Source organism: Bradyrhizobium sp. HKCCYLS2038 (assembly GCF_051167655.1).
GTDB lineage: Bacteria > Pseudomonadota > Alphaproteobacteria > Rhizobiales > Xanthobacteraceae > Bradyrhizobium.
In genome coordinates this window covers 43,643-61,030 of the sequence record NZ_JBNPTM010000016.1, presented here as the reverse complement: position 1 = coordinate 61,030, position 17,388 = coordinate 43,643, and the positions used below count along the sequence as shown (strand labels likewise).

Annotated in this window: 15 protein-coding genes; 4 read left to right on the top strand and 11 right to left on the bottom strand. The window is 65.7% G+C overall.

Annotation, left to right across the window (positions count from 1 at the left end; all coding sequences use genetic code 11):
* Window positions 1-672 precede the first annotated feature (672 nt).
* A complete protein-coding gene (gene recJ / locus ACQR1I_RS35365) occupies window positions 673-2,514 on the bottom strand; it encodes a single-stranded-DNA-specific exonuclease RecJ (RefSeq protein ID WP_434870853.1) in 1,842 nt (613 codons plus the stop codon).
* Between the two features lie 298 nt (window positions 2,515-2,812).
* Between recJ and ACQR1I_RS35360 the strand changes: the two genes are divergently transcribed.
* On the top strand, window positions 2,813-3,901 hold the full coding sequence (locus tag ACQR1I_RS35360) for a methyl-accepting chemotaxis protein (protein WP_434870902.1): 1,089 nt from the start codon (window positions 2,813-2,815) through the stop codon (window positions 3,899-3,901).
* Window positions 3,902-3,911: 10 nt separating this feature from the next.
* Here ACQR1I_RS35360 and ACQR1I_RS35355 read toward each other — a convergent pair whose 3' ends face one another.
* Window positions 3,912-4,634: a haloacid dehalogenase type II gene (locus ACQR1I_RS35355; RefSeq protein ID WP_434870854.1), complete on the bottom strand. Its 723-nt coding sequence runs from the start codon at window positions 4,632-4,634 to the stop codon at window positions 3,912-3,914.
* Window positions 4,635-4,766: 132 nt separating this feature from the next.
* Between ACQR1I_RS35355 and ACQR1I_RS35350 the strand changes: the two genes are divergently transcribed.
* Window positions 4,767-5,936 carry a DUF4261 domain-containing protein gene (locus ACQR1I_RS35350; protein WP_434870855.1) on the top strand — a complete coding sequence of 390 codons (1,170 nt, stop codon included), beginning with the start codon at window positions 4,767-4,769 and terminating at the stop codon, window positions 5,934-5,936.
* A gap of 23 nt (window positions 5,937-5,959) precedes the next feature.
* Here the strand turns inward: ACQR1I_RS35350 and glpX are convergent, their stop codons facing one another.
* From glpX to ACQR1I_RS35330, 4 genes are all read right to left on the bottom strand, one after another.
* On the bottom strand, window positions 5,960-6,961 hold the full coding sequence (glpX, locus tag ACQR1I_RS35345) for a class II fructose-bisphosphatase (RefSeq protein WP_434870856.1): 1,002 nt from the start codon (window positions 6,959-6,961) through the stop codon (window positions 5,960-5,962).
* A 204-nt stretch (window positions 6,962-7,165) separates the two neighbouring features.
* Complete coding sequence (locus ACQR1I_RS35340) at window positions 7,166-8,485, bottom strand: homoserine dehydrogenase (protein WP_434870857.1); 1,320 nt, start codon at window positions 8,483-8,485, stop codon at window positions 7,166-7,168.
* A 39-nt stretch (window positions 8,486-8,524) separates the two neighbouring features.
* Window positions 8,525-9,745, bottom strand: coding sequence for an LL-diaminopimelate aminotransferase (locus ACQR1I_RS35335; RefSeq protein ID WP_434870858.1), 1,221 nt, complete (start codon window positions 9,743-9,745; stop codon window positions 8,525-8,527).
* A gap of 200 nt (window positions 9,746-9,945) precedes the next feature.
* Entirely contained in the window at window positions 9,946-10,245 is a 300-nt protein-coding gene (locus ACQR1I_RS35330; RefSeq protein WP_434870859.1) for a hypothetical protein, read from the bottom strand.
* Window positions 10,246-10,496: 251 nt separating this feature from the next.
* On the opposite strand from ACQR1I_RS35330, the gene ACQR1I_RS35325 reads away from it, so the two are divergent.
* Together ACQR1I_RS35325 and ACQR1I_RS35320 are read left to right on the top strand one after the other, a co-directional pair.
* Window positions 10,497-12,305, top strand: coding sequence for a PHA/PHB synthase family protein (locus ACQR1I_RS35325; protein WP_434870860.1), 1,809 nt, complete (start codon window positions 10,497-10,499; stop codon window positions 12,303-12,305).
* Between the two features lie 73 nt (window positions 12,306-12,378).
* Entirely contained in the window at window positions 12,379-12,777 is a 399-nt protein-coding gene (locus ACQR1I_RS35320; RefSeq protein WP_434870861.1) for an MAPEG family protein, read from the top strand.
* Between the two features lie 7 nt (window positions 12,778-12,784).
* Here the strand turns inward: ACQR1I_RS35320 and ACQR1I_RS35315 are convergent, their stop codons facing one another.
* The 5 genes from ACQR1I_RS35315 to ACQR1I_RS35295 are packed head-to-tail and all read right to left on the bottom strand — an operon-like array spanning window position 12,785 to window position 17,388.
* Entirely contained in the window at window positions 12,785-13,834 is a 1,050-nt protein-coding gene (locus ACQR1I_RS35315; protein WP_434870862.1) for a LacI family DNA-binding transcriptional regulator, read from the bottom strand.
* Window positions 13,831-14,475: a ThuA domain-containing protein gene (locus ACQR1I_RS35310; protein ID WP_434870863.1), complete on the bottom strand. Its 645-nt coding sequence runs from the start codon at window positions 14,473-14,475 to the stop codon at window positions 13,831-13,833. Before ACQR1I_RS35310 ends, ACQR1I_RS35315 begins: the two co-directional genes overlap by 4 nt.
* A 10-nt stretch (window positions 14,476-14,485) precedes the next feature.
* Window positions 14,486-15,583, bottom strand: a complete 1,098-nt coding sequence (locus ACQR1I_RS35305) for a Gfo/Idh/MocA family protein (RefSeq protein ID WP_434870864.1) — start codon at window positions 15,581-15,583, stop codon at window positions 14,486-14,488.
* A 22-nt stretch (window positions 15,584-15,605) separates the two neighbouring features.
* On the bottom strand, window positions 15,606-16,454 hold the full coding sequence (locus ACQR1I_RS35300; RefSeq protein ID WP_434870865.1) for a carbohydrate ABC transporter permease: 849 nt from the start codon (window positions 16,452-16,454) through the stop codon (window positions 15,606-15,608).
* Complete coding sequence (locus tag ACQR1I_RS35295) at window positions 16,447-17,388, bottom strand: carbohydrate ABC transporter permease (RefSeq protein ID WP_434870866.1); 942 nt, start codon at window positions 17,386-17,388, stop codon at window positions 16,447-16,449. Before ACQR1I_RS35295 ends, ACQR1I_RS35300 begins: the two co-directional genes overlap by 8 nt.

Genomic DNA, 17,388 nt, shown 5'->3' with positions numbered 1-17,388 from the left:
TGCCCTGTGTCACCTCTACGTGGCAAATTTTCCGCTTGCGTTCATTCCGAAAATCAGAAATAATCTGCGTATCCCGTCCTCGTGAGAGGGACGCTTCGCGATCGTCACGATGTGGAGGGCGGAGATGCGGTGGCCGCGATCTGTCGCAGCGTGCTCTCGTGGCGCGCGGACGAACGGCAGGTTGCGGACGTGAAATCGCGTGGTCCTGGCGCCCCGATGCTGGCGCCAAGTCCGGGGGTGATGATGATCTCCCGGGCGACGGTGGCTACCAAGCCGGACACCGGGGAGATCGCGTATAAGCGTTAAGCCCATCGCGCAGGGAATGCCGGTTGATCGGCTTGACCTGTGGTGACTGCCGCCTGCTTTTTGTTTGCAGGCGGGCCATGGGTGAGGCCTTCACCCGGCATTCCCTGCGCCCTCTCGTCTCATTGAGGGCTTTGATCAGGCATCCCTCGGGCGCATGGCGTCGCGAGATCGAATGGCCATGCTTGTATTTGGCGATGTGAGGCACGATGGGCGCCACACACTCCGCTGTCGTCCCGGCCTCCGAGCCGGGACCCATAACCACAGGGAGCCGTGTGAGGCAGGATCGCAATGGGCATCTCGTCCTCACAACATCTGCTGCGGCGTATGGGTCCCGGCTCAAGGCCGGGACGACAGCGGTGATGGCTGCTACCGGATCGTCGCCGGGCCATGGTCCGGCACGGCGACATCGAGCACGCGTAGTTGCACGCGCTCGACGCCCTGGTAACGGTCGACGGTGAGAGTGCCGGCGACATGCAGCAGCTGGCCGCGATGCTGAACCAGGGCGTTGCCAAGCTTTTGCCCGACCGAGCGGAATGCGATCGCGTTCACCGTGGAGCCGTCGCCGGACTTGAAGCGCAGCTTGAGATGCGCCTGCCCGACCTCGTCGGCATAGACCAGCTGATGCGACGGCAATGCCACGACCGGCTCGGGATTGCCGCTGCCGAAGGGACCGGCGCGGTTGAGCGTCGCCACCAGTTCGGGCGTCGCGGCGCGCGCGCTGATCGCGCCATCGATCAGGATTTCATTGACGTGGCGGGCCTCGGCGACGTCGGGGGCGAGCGCGCTTTCGAGATAGGCGCGGAATTCCGCCAGCCGCTCCTTGCGCAAGGTCACGCCGGCAGCCATCGCATGGCCGCCGCCTTTCATCAAAATGCCCTGCTCCACCGCGTGGCGCACCGCGCGGCCGAGATCGACGCCGGGAATCGAGCGGCCCGATCCGGTGCCGATGCCGCCCGGCTCGAGCGCGATCGCAAACGCCGGCCGCGCAAACTTTTCCTTCAGCCGCGAGGCGACCAGCCCGACCACGCCGGGATGCCAGCCTTCGGATGCGGTGACGATGACCGCGCCCTTGTCCTCCAGCCCCAGCGAGGCCAGCGCCTCCGCCTCGGCCTGTGCTTCGGCCTGCTGCTCGATGACGCGGCGTTCGCAGTTGAGCCGGTCGAGCTCGGCGGCGATGCGCGCGGCCTCGGAGACGTCGCTCTCCAGCAACAGCCGCACGCCAAGATCGGCACGGCCGATGCGGCCGCCGGCATTGATGCGCGGCCCCAGCATGAAGCCGAGATGCCACGCCTCCGGCGGGCCGTTGAGCCTGGAAACGTCCATCAGCGCTGTGTGGCCGACGTGATCGCGCCGGCGCATCGCGATCAGGCCCTTGGCGACGAACGCGCGATTCAGCGCGATCAGCGGCGCGACGTCGGCGACGGTGCCGAGCGCGACGTGATGCAGCATGCCGAGCAGATCGGGCTCCGGCCGCGTGCTGCTCCAGAAGCCGCGGCTGCGCAGCTCGCGATTGACGGCGACGAGCGTCACCAGCGTCAACCCGACGGCGGCGAGATAGCCGAGCCCGGAGAGGTCATCGGGCCGGTTCGGATTCACCAGCGCTTCGACGTCGGGCAGCTCTTCACCGCATTGATGATGATCGATCACCACCACGGACATGCCGAGCCGCCGCGCTTCCGCCAGCGGCTCCAGACTCGTCGTGCCGCAGTCGACCGTCACCAGCAAGGTCGCGCCCTTGTTGGCGAGCGCGCGGATGGCATCGACGTTCGGGCCGTAGCCTTCGAAGATGCGATCGGGAATGTGGATCAGTGGATCGAGCCCGCAATGGCGCAGGTGCCAGGCGAGCAGCGCCGCGGATGTCGCGCCGTCGACGTCGTAATCGCCGAAGATCGCGACCTTCTCGCCTTTCACCGCGGCGTCCGCGATGCGCTGGGCCGCCGCCTCCATCTGCGTCACCGTGAACGGATCCGGCATCAGCTTGCGGATGGTGGGATCGAGGAAATCCTCGACCGCGTCGAGCTCGACGTCGCGCCCGGCAATCACGCGCGCCAGCATCTCCGGCAGCTGATAGCGCTGCACGATCGCGAGCGCCCGCGCCGCGCCGCGCGCGTCGAGCCGGTCGCGCCAGAGCTTGTTGGTCAGCGACAGCCGCACGCCGAGGAACGCCGGCGGGGCGCTGATCGGCAGAGCGGTGGCGGACAGTGGCATCGGTCGCAGAGCCTCACAGGCGGCAGGGTGATTCGCAAGCAGGGCAGAAATCTACCGCAAGCCCCCGCCGGGATCCGGTTCCTGCACGGGAACCCCACCGTTTTCTCAGTTCATCCACGGAACTCGGGCCGTTTGACGGTACCAACGAACAGTTGCCTAAAATTCGCGCTATGTCGAAGGACGTGCATTAAACAGCCGTTAGGCGAACTCCTTTCAATTTCAATCAAAAGAACCGTTTGTTTGCTGAGGCTCCGCAAAGCCGCGGGAGCCGCGCAGCAATTTGGAGTGCACGCCGATGCTGACTGCTGCGCCTGACTTGAAGTCCTCGCCCTCGATCATTCCGTCGCCGGCCCAGCATGTCGAGGACGAGACCGACGTCTCGGCGCTGATCGCGCGGCTGACCGGCGAGGTCAATCAGATCGCCTGCGAGAAGACCAGGTCGATCCAGCAGATCACCAACCAGATGAAGATGCTGGCGCTCAACGCGCTGATCGAGAGCTCGCGCGTCGGCGCGCAGGGCGCCGGCTTCGCGGTGGTGGCGCAGGAGGTCCGCGCGGTCGGCCAGCAGGTCGAGACCATCGCACGCGAGCTCGAGGGCCAGCTGACGACGCGCACCGGCAATCTCAAGAGCTCGATCGAGCGCATGACCGAGCGCGCCCGTGGCGAACGCATGGTCGACCTGGCGCTGAACGCGATCGAGCTGATCGACCGCAATCTCTATGAGCGGACCTGCGACGTGCGCTGGTGGGCGACGGATTCCGCGGTGGTGGACTGCGCCGCTTCGCCCGATGCCAACAGCGTCGCCCATGTCTCCGAACGGCTCGCGGTGATCCTGTCGGCCTACACGGTCTATCTCGATCTCTGGCTGTGCGATCCCAGCGGCAGGGTGATCGCCAACGGTCGTGCCGACCGCTACAACGTGGTCGGCCAGAGCGTCGCCGACACCAGATGGTTTCGTGAGGCGCGCGGCTTGCGCTCGGGCGACGACTACGTCGCCGGCGACGTCGAGCGCCAGCCGCTGCTCGGCAATGCCCAGGTCGCGACCTATTGCGCCTCGGTGCGCGAGAATGGCAAGGCGCATGGCAAGCCGCTCGGCGTGCTCGCGATTCATTTCGATTGGGAAGCGCAGGCCCGCGCGATCGTGCAAGGCGTGCGCGTCAGCGAAAGCGACAAGGCCCGCGCACTGCTGGTGGATTCCAGCCACCGCGTGATCGCCTCGTCGGACGGCCAGGGCATTCTCAGCGAGCGGGTGTCGCTCAAGCTCGACGGCAAGCGCAGCGGCTTCTATCAGGATGCATCGGGCCGCATGGTCGCCTTCCACGCCACCCCGGGCTACGAGACCTACAAGGGCCTCGGCTGGTACGGCGTGATCGTGTCGGGCGCCTGAGGCAGGAGGATCAGCAGCCGAGCCGGTCGGCGATGCCGTTGAAGTCGGCGGCGACGATGTCCCAGGCGCCGGTGGCTTCGAAGTCGCGGTTCTGCAGCGGGCCGTATTCGGTCGGGCGCGCGACGAACGCAGTCTTCAGGCCGTAACGTTGCGCTGCCTCGAGATCATTGTTGTGCGCGGCGACCATCATGACCTCGCCGGGCGCAAGACCGAGCAGACGCGCGGCGCCGAGATAGGTCTCGGGGTCGGGCTTGTAGTGCGCGAACAGCTCGGCGGAGAGGATCAGGTCCCACGGAAGGCCTGCAAACTTCGCCATGTTGGTCAGAAGAGCGACGTTGCCGTTGGAGAGCGGCGCGATGATGTATTTGGACTTCAGCCGGGTCAGCCCGGCGACGCTGTCAGGCCACGGATGCAGCCGGTGCCAGCCGCGGGTGAGATGATCGAGATCGGCCTCGGTCAGGCCGGTGATGCCGAGCTTCGCGATGAGCGTCTCGAGCGAACGCCGGTGCAGCACGTCGAGGATCACGTAGCCGCGCTCTGGATGCTTGCGCACCTCGTCCATCGAGCCGACATAGAGCCCGCGCCAGCCGTCGACCAGCGCGGTCCAGTCGCCCTGGACGCCGCGCGTCCTGGACCACGCGGTGAAGTCATTGATCAGACTCGTTCGCCAGTCGACCACGGTGCCGAAGACGTCGAACACCAGCGCCTTCACGGCACAATCATCCCCGGTCATTTGCAACCCCTTGCTTTATTCGTTGACGCACTCAGGGAACCAGCACCAATCTCCCGCGCGGGCCGCGCCATGATGCCGGCTAGTAATCCGCCCGCTCCATCTTTCTCTGCAATTGCTGGACACGCAATCAACATGTCGAACCTGAGTGCGATCAAAGCCATCGCCCTGCTGCAGGATCCCAGAGAGATTAATCTGGAAGGGCTCGTTGACGTACTCCGGGCTCGATATCCCGATCAGGCGTGGAGCCTGATCGCGGACGCCGGCACCAAGCGCATCCGATGCGGAGAGCAAGCCGTCGTTTTGGTGACCGACGACTGGCCGCAGGCGCTCGCCAGCGGTGTCGTCGAACGTGCTGAGGCCTTCTCGCCTGGCGTTGCCGAGGATCTGAAGCGCCATCGCGCCATCGCCTTCGTCGCATTGACGGACGACGACGCAAGCCGATTGGACCAGGCGCGGATCGTGACCGCCGTCGTGGCAGGATTGATCGCTGTGCTGGGCAACGTCTGTGGCGTGCTCGTCAACGGCATCGTCGCTCGATCCCCCACGATGTGGCTCGAGAGGTCGCAGAGCGCTTTCGCACCGTACCCCAATTATCCGTTCCTTCTCTGGGTGGACCTCGTTCCGATTGAACAAACGCCGGATGCACTCGTAGCCGCCACCATGGGTCTCACGGCATTCCAGGGGCGCGAGATCGAGTTCGAAGTGCCCGGAATCACGGGCCATACGGCCCTCAAGCACCTCGGCGGGGCGACCGGTTATGTGCTCCAGCATGGCGACCAGATCAAGGACGGACAGACGATCGGTTCGACGGCCTCGGAGCGCTTCGAGATTCGCGAACGGACGTCCCGGTTCTTTGTCGGGCCCGTCCTGCGAATCGGTCCGGATCTTCCTGGCGGCCTCTTCAAGGCCTATGACCTCATCCCGGCAGAGATGGCACGCCACTATTCGGTGCTACAAACATTGGGCAAGCTCGGACTGTTCAATCCCACCGATCCCGCAAATCGCGTGGCCCTGCAACCCAGCCGATACGAGTCCGAGCAGCGGCTGGAGTCCTACGACTCCGGGATCAAGGACGCGCTGTCCCATATCGAGGATACGGATCAGCCTGCCGCTCAGAATGCATTGCAACTGCTGGCGCAAGGGAATGCACAGGCCGCCCGCGAGGCCATGATCCCGACCAGTGACCAGCTCCGCCACCTGCTCGCGACCATGAAGTTCGCCCTTATGAAAGGCGACCTGTTCATGTTCATACCGAAACAGTCCGCCGCCAAGCCATGGTACCTGCGATGGCTCGGCGGCTGAACTCTTCAGGTCGAGCGCCAGACTCAGTCGAGGTGGAACTTCTCCAGCTGGCGGTGCTCGGCGCGGATGTAGCGCACGGTGCCGGTGACGGAGCGCATCACGACGGTCTCGGTCTCGATGACGCCGTCCTTGCGGAACTTGACGCCGGAGAGCAGCGAGCCGGTGGTGACGCCGGTGGCCGCGAACAGGCAGTCGCCGCGGGCCATGTCCTCGATGCCGTAGATCATCTTGGGATCGCCGACGCCCATCTTGTGGGCGCGCTCGCGCTTCTCCTCGGTGTCGAGGATCAGGCGGCACTGCATCTGGCCGCCGATGCAGCGCAGCGCCACCGCGGCCAGCACACCCTCGGGGGCGCCGCCCGTGCCGAGATACATGTCGACGCCGGTGTTGTCGGGATCGGCGCAGTGGATCACGCCGGCGACGTCGCCATCGGTGATCAGCCGCACGGCCGCGCCGGTCGAGCGCACGCCCTGGATGATGTCGGCATGGCGGGGACGGTCGAGCACCAGCACGGTGATCGCGGAGGGATCGACGCCCTTGGCCTTGGCGAGACGGCGGACGTTGTCAGCCGGCGTGGCGTCGAGATCGACCACGCCCTTGGCATAGCCGGGACCGATCGCGAGCTTCTGCATGTAGACGTCCGGGGCGTGCAGCAGCGTGCCTTCATCGGCCATCGCCATCGTGGCGATCGAGCCGGGCATGTTCTTGGCGCACAGCGTGGTGCCCTCGAGCGGGTCGACGGCGATGTCGACCTTGGGGCCGGCGTTGAGGCCGACCTTCTCGCCGATGTAGAGCATCGGCGCTTCGTCGCGCTCGCCCTCGCCGATCACGACCGTGCCCTCGATCGGCAGCTTGTTGAGCTCGCGGCGCATGGCGTCGACCGCAGCCTGGTCGGCCGGCTTCTCCTGGCCGTGCCCGCGCAGCCGCGCCGCCGAGACCGCCGCCCGCTCGGTCACACGCACCAGCTCCAGGGTCAGGATGCGCTCGAGCAGCAGCTGTTGCGGGACGGAAATCTGCGTCGACATCGGTCAACTCCTCAAGACGTCATGGCGGACACCCGCCTTCAAAATCTACCGCTCGCACGGCGCCTCCAACGGCAGCCTGCGGGTCGGGCGGTCGGCCCGAATGGCCGGTCCTCGCCCCTCGACTCTCCCGGTTTGAGCATGAACCTAACCCAAACGCCACGCGTTTGTTTGAGTAGGGACAACCGGTTCCCCGGGCATCACAGGCTAATTCTTCTCGATCCGGATGACCTGGGGCTTGCCGCTGATGACCTTGTCGCGCTGCACGGCCTGCAGCGCGCGATACACCGCGTCCTCGTGGGTCGCGTAGGTGATCAGGATGACCGGCACCGGCCCGCCCTTGGCGCCGGATTTGCCCGGCTCGCTGCCGTTGGGATGGCGCTGGACGATCGATTCGATCGAGATCTTCTGCTCGGCCAGCCGGGTCGCGATGGTCGCGGCCGTCCCGGCGTGGTCGCGCGCCATCAGGCGGATGTAGTAGCCGCCCTCGTGCCGCTCCATCGGCGCCTTCTCGGTCGCCTGCAGCTTCTCGACCGGCCGCCCGAACGGCGCCGCGCGGATGCCGCGGGCCACGTCGGCGATGTCGGCGACGACCGCGGACGCCGTGGCGGCGCCGCCTGCCCCCGGACCGACCAGCGTCAGCGGCGGAATGCCGTCGCCATCGATCGTGACCGCGTTGGTGACGCCCATCACCTGCGCGATCGAGGACGATTTCGGCACCATCGTCGGATGCACGCGCTGCTCGATGCCCTTGGCGGTGCGCACGGCGACGCCGAGCAGCTTGACGCGGTAGCCGAGTTCGGCAGCCGCCTTCAGGTCCTCGGGCGCGATCGAGGAGATGCCTTCGACATAGATCGATTTCTCGGCCACCTGGGTGCCGAAGGCGAGGCTGGCGAGGATCGCGAGCTTCTGCGCGGTGTCGTGGCCGTGGATGTCGAACGACGGGTCGGCCTCGGCGTAGCCAAGGCGCTGCGCGTCCTTCAGGCACTCGTCGAACGACAGCCCCTCCTGCTCCATGCGGGTCAGGATGTAGTTGCAGGTGCCGTTGAGGATGCCATAGACGCGGCTGATGCCGGTGCCGGCGAGGCCCTCGCGCAGCGTCTTGATCACCGGGATGGCGGCGCCGACGGCGGCCTCGAAGTTCAACGCGGCGCCGTGCTTCTCGGCCGCCTTGGCGAGCTTGAGCCCGTGCTTGGCGATCAGCGCCTTGTTCGCGGTCACGACCGACTTGCCGGCCTTCAGCGCGGTGTCGATCGCCGACAGCGCCGGATCGCCGGCGCCGCCCATCAGCTCGACGAGGCAGTCCACCTCCGGATCCGAGGCAAGCGCCAGCGCGTCCTTGGCCCATGTCACACCGGACAGATCGATGCCGCGCTTCTTGGCCTTCGACCGCGCCGTGACGGCCACGACCTTGACCGGACGCCCTGTCCGCTCCGTGAGCACGCGCCCCTGACGCTCGATGAGACGAACGACCTCGACACCCACGGTGCCGAGGCCCGCGATGCCCACTCTCAGGGGTGCGACCATGGAATCAAAGAACCTGTCGAAAGGAAAGTAGCGGAGGGTTTAGCGCCGGTTGGCGATGGGAACGACGTTGTGCAACGTTTCGATGCCGCTTTCAAGGAAGCGGCGGACGCCGCGCGCGGCCTGGCGGATGCGCTGCTCGTTCTCGACCATCGCGATGCGGACGAAGCCCTCGCCATGCTCGCCGAAGCCGACGCCGGGCGACACCGCGACGCCGCACTTCTCGACCATCAGGGTCGCGAACTGCATGCTGCCGAGGCTCTTGAACTTCTCGGGCAGCGGCGTCCAGGCGAACATCGACGCCTCCGGCGACGGGATGTCCCAGCCGGCGCGACCGAACGACTCGACCAGCGTGTCGCGGCGTTTGCGATAGACGTCACGCATCTCGCGGATGCAGTCGTCAGGGCCGTTCAGGGCGGCGGTGGCCGCGACCTGCACCGGCGTGAACGCGCCGTAGTCGAGATAGGACTTCACCCGCGCGAGCGCTGCGATGATGCGCTCGTTGCCGACGGCAAAGCCCATGCGCCAGCCGGCCATCGAATAGGTCTTCGACATCGAAGTGAACTCGACCGCGACATCCATCGCGCCCGGCACCTGCAGCACCGACGGCGGCGGGTTCTTGTCGTCGAAATAGACCTCCGCATAAGCGAGGTCCGACAGGATCAGGATCTCGTGCTTCTTCGCGAATGCGACGAGGTCGCGATAGAAGTCGAGGCTCGCGACATAGGCGGTCGGATTGCTCGGATAGCAGACGATCAGCGCCAGCGGCTTCGGGATGGAGTGGATGATAGCGCGCTCGGCCGCCTCGAAGAATTGCGGCGTCGGCTCGGCCGGCACCGAGCGGATCACGCCGCCCGCCATAAGGAAGCCGAAGGCGTGGATCGGGTAGCTCGGATTGGGACAGAGAATGACGTCACCCGGCGCGGTGATCGCCTGCGCGACGTTGGCAAACCCTTCCTTGGAACCAAGCGTCGCCACGATCTGGGTATCGGGGTTGAGCTTCACCCCGAAACGGCGATCGTAATACGCCGCCTGCGCCCGGCGCAGGCCGACGATGCCGCGCGAGGCGGAGTAACGGTCGGTGCGCGGCTTGCCCAAGGTCTCCTTGAGCTTCTCGAGCACATGCGCCGGTGCCGGCAGGTCCGGATTGCCCATGCCGAGATCGATGATGTCGGCGCCGGCGTTCCGCGCGGCCGCCTTGGCCCGGTTGACCTGCTCGAACACGTAAGGCGGCAGACGGCGGATGCGGTAGAAATCTTCCATGGGTCTCTCGGCTCCGACAACCGGCGGCGGATTCACCGGCAGCGCTGGCGCGGTGGCGCCCCTGCCCTGAAATCCACGCTAAAACATGAACTTAGCACGGCCTTACGGCCTGGTTGGCGACGACACTCTGCGGTGCGGTTGATTCCGGTGTTTTATCATGGACACCGCGCCGCGCCAGACAATTACGTCCAATCCGGCCCTTACCGCTGTCTCGTGGCCGGTCCCGCCGAGGCCTGGCGGTCGCGGGCGGCTTTCAGCTCGGTTTCGATCCTGGCGCGCTCCTCCGGCGAGATGACCGGCCTGTCGCGGTCGCGCGGCACGTCGTTCACGGGAAGATATTCGCCCGGCTCCTTGGGCCGGACGACCGCCTCTACATCCTGGGACTGCATGTCAGCAACCGGCAGCGAGCAGCCGGACAGCGCGAGCGAGCTGCCAAGCACGACGCCCGCCGCCGCAAGGGCGCGCGCACGCGTCTTCCAGACTCGGCTCACCGACGTCACGCGAAAGTCCCCACCCCACCAGCCGATCAATCGCAACGCGACGCATTTTGCCGCAGCACAACCATTTGTCACCCGAAACGTTGGTGGGGTGAACAGGAATCTCGCCTGGATCCGGGGAGCGCGTGCATTATGTCCGGCGTGAGAGGCTTTTTCGCAACGCAGCACGGCGGATACCGAATTAACCGCGAACGCGCGGATTGTTGATCTCGCGCGGTGACGAAACGGTTTCGACAAGATAGTGTAAGAAGGCCATGACCGACGTTTCGAACAACACCACCCAATCAACAAAATCATTCGACGCCGAAGCCTTCGCGACGAACGTCGCGCGAGCGATGGAAACCAGCGGCAAGGCTCTCGCGGCCTATCTGAAGCCCCGGGAGACCGGCGAGGTTCAGGATCGGCCGCCGGCCGAGCTCAGCGAGGTCGTCAAATCCTTCACGGCCGTCGCCGACTATTGGCTGTCGGACAAGGACCGCGCCAGCGACATCCAGAACAAGATCGCCAAGGGCTATCTTGACCTGTGGGGCTCGGCCGCGCGACGTCTCGCGGGCGAGGAGGCGCCGCCGGCGATCTCGCCGTCGCCGCGCGACAAGCGCTTCGCCGATCCGGAATGGAAGTCGAACCAGTTCTTCGATTTCGTCATGCAGGCCTACCTGCTGACGACGCAATGGGCACAGGACCTCGTCCACAACGCCGAGGGACTCGATCCGCACACGCGCAAGAAAGCCGAGTTCTACGTCAACCAGATCACCAACGCGCTGTCGCCGTCCAACTTCGTCCTGACCAATCCGGAGGTGCTCCGCCAGACGGTCGCGTCGAGCGGCAGCAACCTCGTACGCGGCATGCAGATGCTCGCGGAGGACATCGAGGCCGGCAAGGGCAACCTGAAGATCCGCCAGTCCGATCCGGCCAATCTGGAGGTCGGCGTCAACATGGCGATGACGCCGGGCAAGGTGATCTTCCAGAACGACATGATGCAGCTGATCCAGTACACGCCGTCGACGGAGAACGTGCTGCGCACGCCGCTCCTGATCGTGCCGCCCTGGATCAACAAGTTCTACATTCTCGATCTGCGCCCGGAAAAATCCTTCATCAAATGGTGCGTCGATCAGGGCCTCACGGTGTTCGTGATCTCCTGGGTCAATCCCGACAAGTCGTTGGGGACCAAGACCTGGGAAGACTACATGAAGGAAGGCCCGCTCACCGCGATGGACGTCATCGAGAAGGTGACGGGCGAGATGAAGGTGCACACGATGGGCTATTGCGTCGGCGGCACCATGCTGGCGACGACGCTGGCCTGGCTCGCCGACAAGCGCCGCCAGCGCGTGACCTCGGCCACCTTCCTCGCGGCGCAGGTCGATTTCACCCACGCCGGCGATCTGCTGGTGTTCGTCGACGAGACGCAGATCTCCGCGCTCGAGCGCGACATGCAGGCCGCCGGGGTGCTCGAAGGCAGCAAGATGGCGATGGCCTTCAACATGCTGCGCTCCAACGACCTGATCTGGTCCTATGTCGTCAACAACTACCTGAAGGGCCAGCCGCCCTCCGCATTCGACCTGCTGCACTGGAATTCGGACGCGACGCGGATGTCGGCGGCCAACCATTCCTATTACCTGCGCAACTGCTATCTCGAGAACCGGCTGTCGACCGGAACCATGGTGCTCGACAACACGCTGCTCGACCTCTCCAAGGTGAAGGTGCCGGTCTACAATCTGGCCACGCGCGAGGACCACATCGCTCCGCCCGACTCCGTGCTGTACGGCTCGCAGTTCTTCGGCGGTCCGGTGAAGTATGTGCTGTCCGGCTCGGGTCACATTGCCGGCGTCGTCAACCCGCCCTCGTCAGGCAAATACCAGTACTGGCTCAACGACCAGATCCACGACATCTCACTGAAGGACTGGATCAAGGGCGCCCAGGAGCACAAGGGCTCGTGGTGGCCCGACTGGCGCGCGTGGCTTGGCGAGCTCGATCCGGAAGAGGTTCCCGCGCGGAGCGTCGGAAGCGAGGCCTATCCACCGCTCGAGGATGCTCCGGGGTCCTATGTGCGCGTCCGTGCGTAGCATGATCTGCCGCGATTGATTATAACCGCTCCGTCCCGCCGGGACGGGACGGACATCAGTTGAGGGGATCTCGATGACGCGCGAATTGTTCTGGCTGACGCTGACGGTCATTCTGACCGGCCTGCTGTGGGTTCCCTACATCCTGAACCGCTGCCAGGTCCGCGGCCTCACCGGCGCCATGGCCAACCCGTCGCGCAACGACAAGCCGCACGCGGCCTGGGCGAGCCGGCTGATGTTCGCGCACGACAACGCGGTCGAGAACCTCGTCATCTTCGCGCCCCTCGTCCTGATCCTGAACGCGATCGACTACTCGACCAAATGGACCGTGCTCGCCTGCGCCGTGTACTTCTGGTCGCGCGTCGCCCACGTCATCGTCTATGCGATCGGCCTGCCCGTGTTCCGCACGCTGGCCTTCGTGGTCGGCTTCATCGCCCAGGCAGTGCTGGCGCTGGCGATCTTCGGCTGGCTGTAGTCAGCTCCTAGGGCAGGTTATCGCGCAGGAAGATGTCGATGCGGATGCGCTCCTGATCGGGGCTGATCGGCTCGCCCGAGCAGTGCGCGAGCAGGACGCGCGCCGCGGACCGCGCCTCATGGCCGGGATCCTGGTTGATGATGGCGTCCAGCGTGCCGCGCACCAGGAAGCGCCGCGTGTACTGGGTCAGCTCGTGGGTGATCCACACCACCTCGCGCGCCCGGCCCGACGCCTCCAGGGCGTCGGCGATGCCCCGGTTGCCGGCGCCGCAGCAATAGATGCCGCGCAGATCGGCCTGGCGCGCCAGCAGCGCAGCGGTGAGTTCGCGAGTCAGTTCGCTGTCGTCACGGCCTTCGATCACCGGCAACGCGCGCAGGCCCGGATATTCGCTCGACAGGATCTGGTTGAAGCCGAACTGCCGCTCGGCGTGATCGCGCAGCGACAGCGATCCTGCGATGACGGCGACGGTGCCATCACGCCCACCGAGATAGCGTCCCATCAGCGTGGCCGCCGTCCGCCCGGCGGCTAGGTTGTCGATCCCGACGTAATGCAGGCGGCGCGAACTCGGGGCGTCGGACACCAGCGTCACCACGGCGACGCCGCGCGCGACAAGCTCATCGATTGCGGCCCGCACCCGCGGATGATCCAGCGCGATCACGGCGACGCCCTGATAGGCCGGCGACAGCGTCTCCAACGTGCCGGCCAGGACGGCCGGATCGAACACGTCGACATGAAGGATGTCGATGAAGCCACGCTGGCCGGCCAGCCACTCCGCGGTGCGTTGGACCTGCTCGGTCAGATTGGTCATGAAGCTGTTGCCGCCGGTCGGCAGCACGAATGCGAAGCGAAAGCTCTGCCCGCGCGCGAGACGCGCGGCCGCCACGTCGGCGCGGTAGCCTAGCTTGGCGACGGCCGCCTCGACGCGCGCGACGGTCTTGGCGCGCACGCCTTCGCGCCGGTTGATGACGCGGTCGACGGTGGCAAGCGACACGCCCGCCGTCCGCGCCACATCCTCGAGCGTGGCGCGCACGGGCAGCGGTGTCTCTGCGCCCGTCACGCGCGCGCGGCCCATAGCATGCCGCGGGTCATCAGGGTGCGGATCTCCGGAACATCGAGCTCGTAGGCGCGATGGCCGAGCGACGAATAGAACACCCGGCCCTCACCAAAGCGCTTCTTCCACACCACCGGCATCACGACACCTTCGATCCAGGGTGCGTGCTCGCCGCTGAAGGTCGTGGTCGCCAACACCTCGTTGGCCGGGTCGACATGCATGTAGTACTGCTCGGACCGATGCTCGAAACTCTTCAGGCCCTTCATGATGGGATCGTCCGGCTTGGTCAAGTCGACCTTGTAGTCGATGATGTTGCCGGGATGCGCGACCCACTGGCCGCCGCAGAGGAATTGATAATCCACCGAATCCCGGAAGGCGTCGCACATGCCGCCATGGTGGCCGGCAAGCCCGACCCCGGCGCGCACCGCCGCGCACAGATTGAGCGCTTCCGCCTTTTCAATCTTAGACATCGTGTAGATCGGGATGATCAGCGACAGATCATGAATCGCGGGATCGGCGAACGCGGCCGTCGTGGTCTCGATCCGCACGTCGAAGCCTTCGGCCTTCAGCCAGCCTCGGATCATCGAGGCACAGAGATCGGGATCGTGTCCGGGCCAGCCGCCCCATACAATCATTGCCTTGCGCATGTCTCTGCCCTCAGTCGATCTGTCCGGTGTCGCGTCCGACGGGCAGCATCGCTGGCCGTTCGACGCGGCTCTCGATTTTGATGCGCCGGCCTTCGTTGGCGGAGGTCTGGAATGCCTCCATCACCTCCAGCACATGGAAGGCGAGCGCGCCGCTGGCGCGATGCGGCCGGTCGTTCAGGATGGCGGTTGCCATGTCGGCGACGCCGATGGAGCGGAATTCGCCGTCGACATGGCCATGCGTCAGCGGCACCGTTTCCCACTCGCCGCCAGTCTTGGCGACTTGCACCTCGCCGCCGAACCGGTTGGGGTCCGGCACCAGCATGCTGCCCTTGTCGCCGTAGATCTCGATCGGCGCGTGCCGGTGCTTTGGCACGTCGAAGCTCATCGTGACCGACACGACCGCCCCGCTTTCGAACTCGAGTGTCCCCGACACGTGAGTGGCAACCTCGACCGGAATCAGCGCGCCGTTCATCGGCTCGCTGGTGACGAGGCGCTCGGAGCGCGGGCGCGCCGTCGAGCCCATGACGCTGGCGACGGGCCCGAGCAATTGCACGAGATCGGTGATGTAATACGGCCCCATGTCCAGCATCGGCCCGCCGCCACGCAGATAATAGAAGCCGGGCGCCGGATGCCAGCGCTCATGGCCGGGGCAGCCGAAGAAGACGCTGCCCGCGACAGGCGTGCCGATCGCGCCGTCGTCGATCAGCTTGCGCGCGGTCTGATGGCCGCCGCCGAGGAAAGTGTCGGGCGCACAGCCGACGCGCAGGTTCTTCTGCGCGGCCAACTCGATCACCTTGCGCGCCTCGGTGACGTCGATGCCGAGCGGCTTCTCAGAATGGACGTGCTTGCCGGCATTCAGCACCGCCAGGCTCACGTCGGTATGGGCGAGCGGCACGGTGAGATTGACGACGATCTCGACGTCGTCGCGCTTGAGGAGTTGATCGACCCGCATGCCAGGCAGGCCAAACGCCGCGCCCTGACGCTCGGCCGCGTCACTGCGCATGTCGGCGAGCGCCTTCACCTCCAGCACCGGGAAGCGCTGCGCCGCCTTCAGATAGGCCGTGCTGATGACGCCGCAGCCGATGATGCCTATGCCTACTCGTCTCATGGTGGTCTCCGTGATGTCCAGTTCATCCCTTGACCGCGCCCGACGTGAGGCCGGCGACGATGTGCTTCTGCGCAAGCAGGAAGAGGATGATGGTGGGCAGGATGGTCAGGGTGATGAAGGCGAGGATCAGGTGCCACTCGGACGAATACTCGCCCTGATAGACCATGATGCCGAGCGGCCATGGATACAGCGCATCGGTGTTGAGCATGACCAGCGGCAGCAGATAGGCGTTCCAGCTGTTGACGAAGGTGATGGTGCCGACGGTCGCCAGGATCGGGCGCGACAGCGGCAGCGTCACGTAGCGGAAGAATTTGACGTAGCTGCAGCCGTCGACCAGCGCCGCCTCGAGCAGCTCGTAGGGAATGTCCTTGAAGAACCGCCGCAGCAGCAGCACGCTCATGGCGAGGCTGAAGGCGACCTGCGGTAGCGCGACCCCGAAATAGGTGTCGAGCAGACCGAAATCGCGCACCCTGATGAACAGCGGTAGCACCGCGGTCGCCGCCGGAAACAGCAGCCCCAGCGTCAGATAGCTCAGAAGCATCGAGCTGCCGAAGAAGCGGACATGGGCGAAGGTGAACGCCGCCATCGAGGCGACGATCAGCGTCAAGAACACCGTCAAGGTCGAGATGATCAGCGAGTTGCGCAGCAGCTGCCAGTAGCGGCCGGACAACAGGATGTCGGCATAGTTCTGCCATTCCCAGTGCCGCGGCAGGCCGAACGGGTTGACCCGCAACTCGCCGAGCGACTTGAAGCCGCCGAGCAGGGTCGCCAGCAGCGGCACCAGCACGAACACAGCGACGATGAACAGGAACGCCGCCTTGAACAGCATAGCGGGATCGAATGGCGCCCTGGCGGTGTCGGCCCTATTCATCGCGCATGAACCATCGCTTGTAGGTGAAGGCAAAGGTCACGCAGATCACGAACAGGATGACGCCGATGGCACTGCCGTAACCGACCCGCATGCGCGAGATGCCGTTGTTGTAGAGGAAGCTCACCATGGTGTTGGAGGAATCGGCCGGGCCACCACGCGTCAGCGGCATCACCAGGTCGAACAGCTGCAGCGAGCCGATGATGGCAAAGAACACCGAGAGCCGGATGGTCGGATAGAGCAAGGGGATGACGATATGACGCAGGCTTTGCGTTCGCGTCGCGCCGTCAATCCGCGCCGCCTCGATCAGGCTCCTGTCGATGCTCTGCAGCGCCGCAATGAACAGCATCATGTGGAAGCCGAAATACTTCCAGACGATCACGATCAGCACCGCCAGCATCGCCGTGTCGGTCGAGGCCAACAGGTACGGCGGCTCGGCGCCGAAGCTGCGCCAGATCGAGGCGACCAGACCGTAGTCGCCGTCGTAGACGAAGCTGAAGATCAACCCGGTCGCGATCTCCGCGAGAATGTACGGCATGAAGAACAGCATGCGCAGCGCCACGGCGCCGCGAAACCGTTCCGCGAGCATCAAGGCCAGCGTCAATGCCAGCGGCAGCTGCACGCACAGCGAGACCGCGATGATCAGCCCATTATTGCGCAGCGCCAGCCAGAACGCCCGTGTCTCCAGCACGAACCGGTAGTTGTCGAAGCCGATCCAGTTGGTCGGACTGCCGAAGCCGTTCCAGTTGAAGCCGGAGTACCAGGCGGCCTCACCGATCGGCAGCACCACGAACAGCGTGAACAGCAGCAGCGCCGGCGGCAGGAACAGGACCAGGACGGTGAAACGGCCATCCCAGCTCGGCCCACGGCCCGCGCGCGCGGCAACCGGCGGCCGCGCGACACGGATCGCCGGCGAACTCGCGAGCGGACGCGCCAC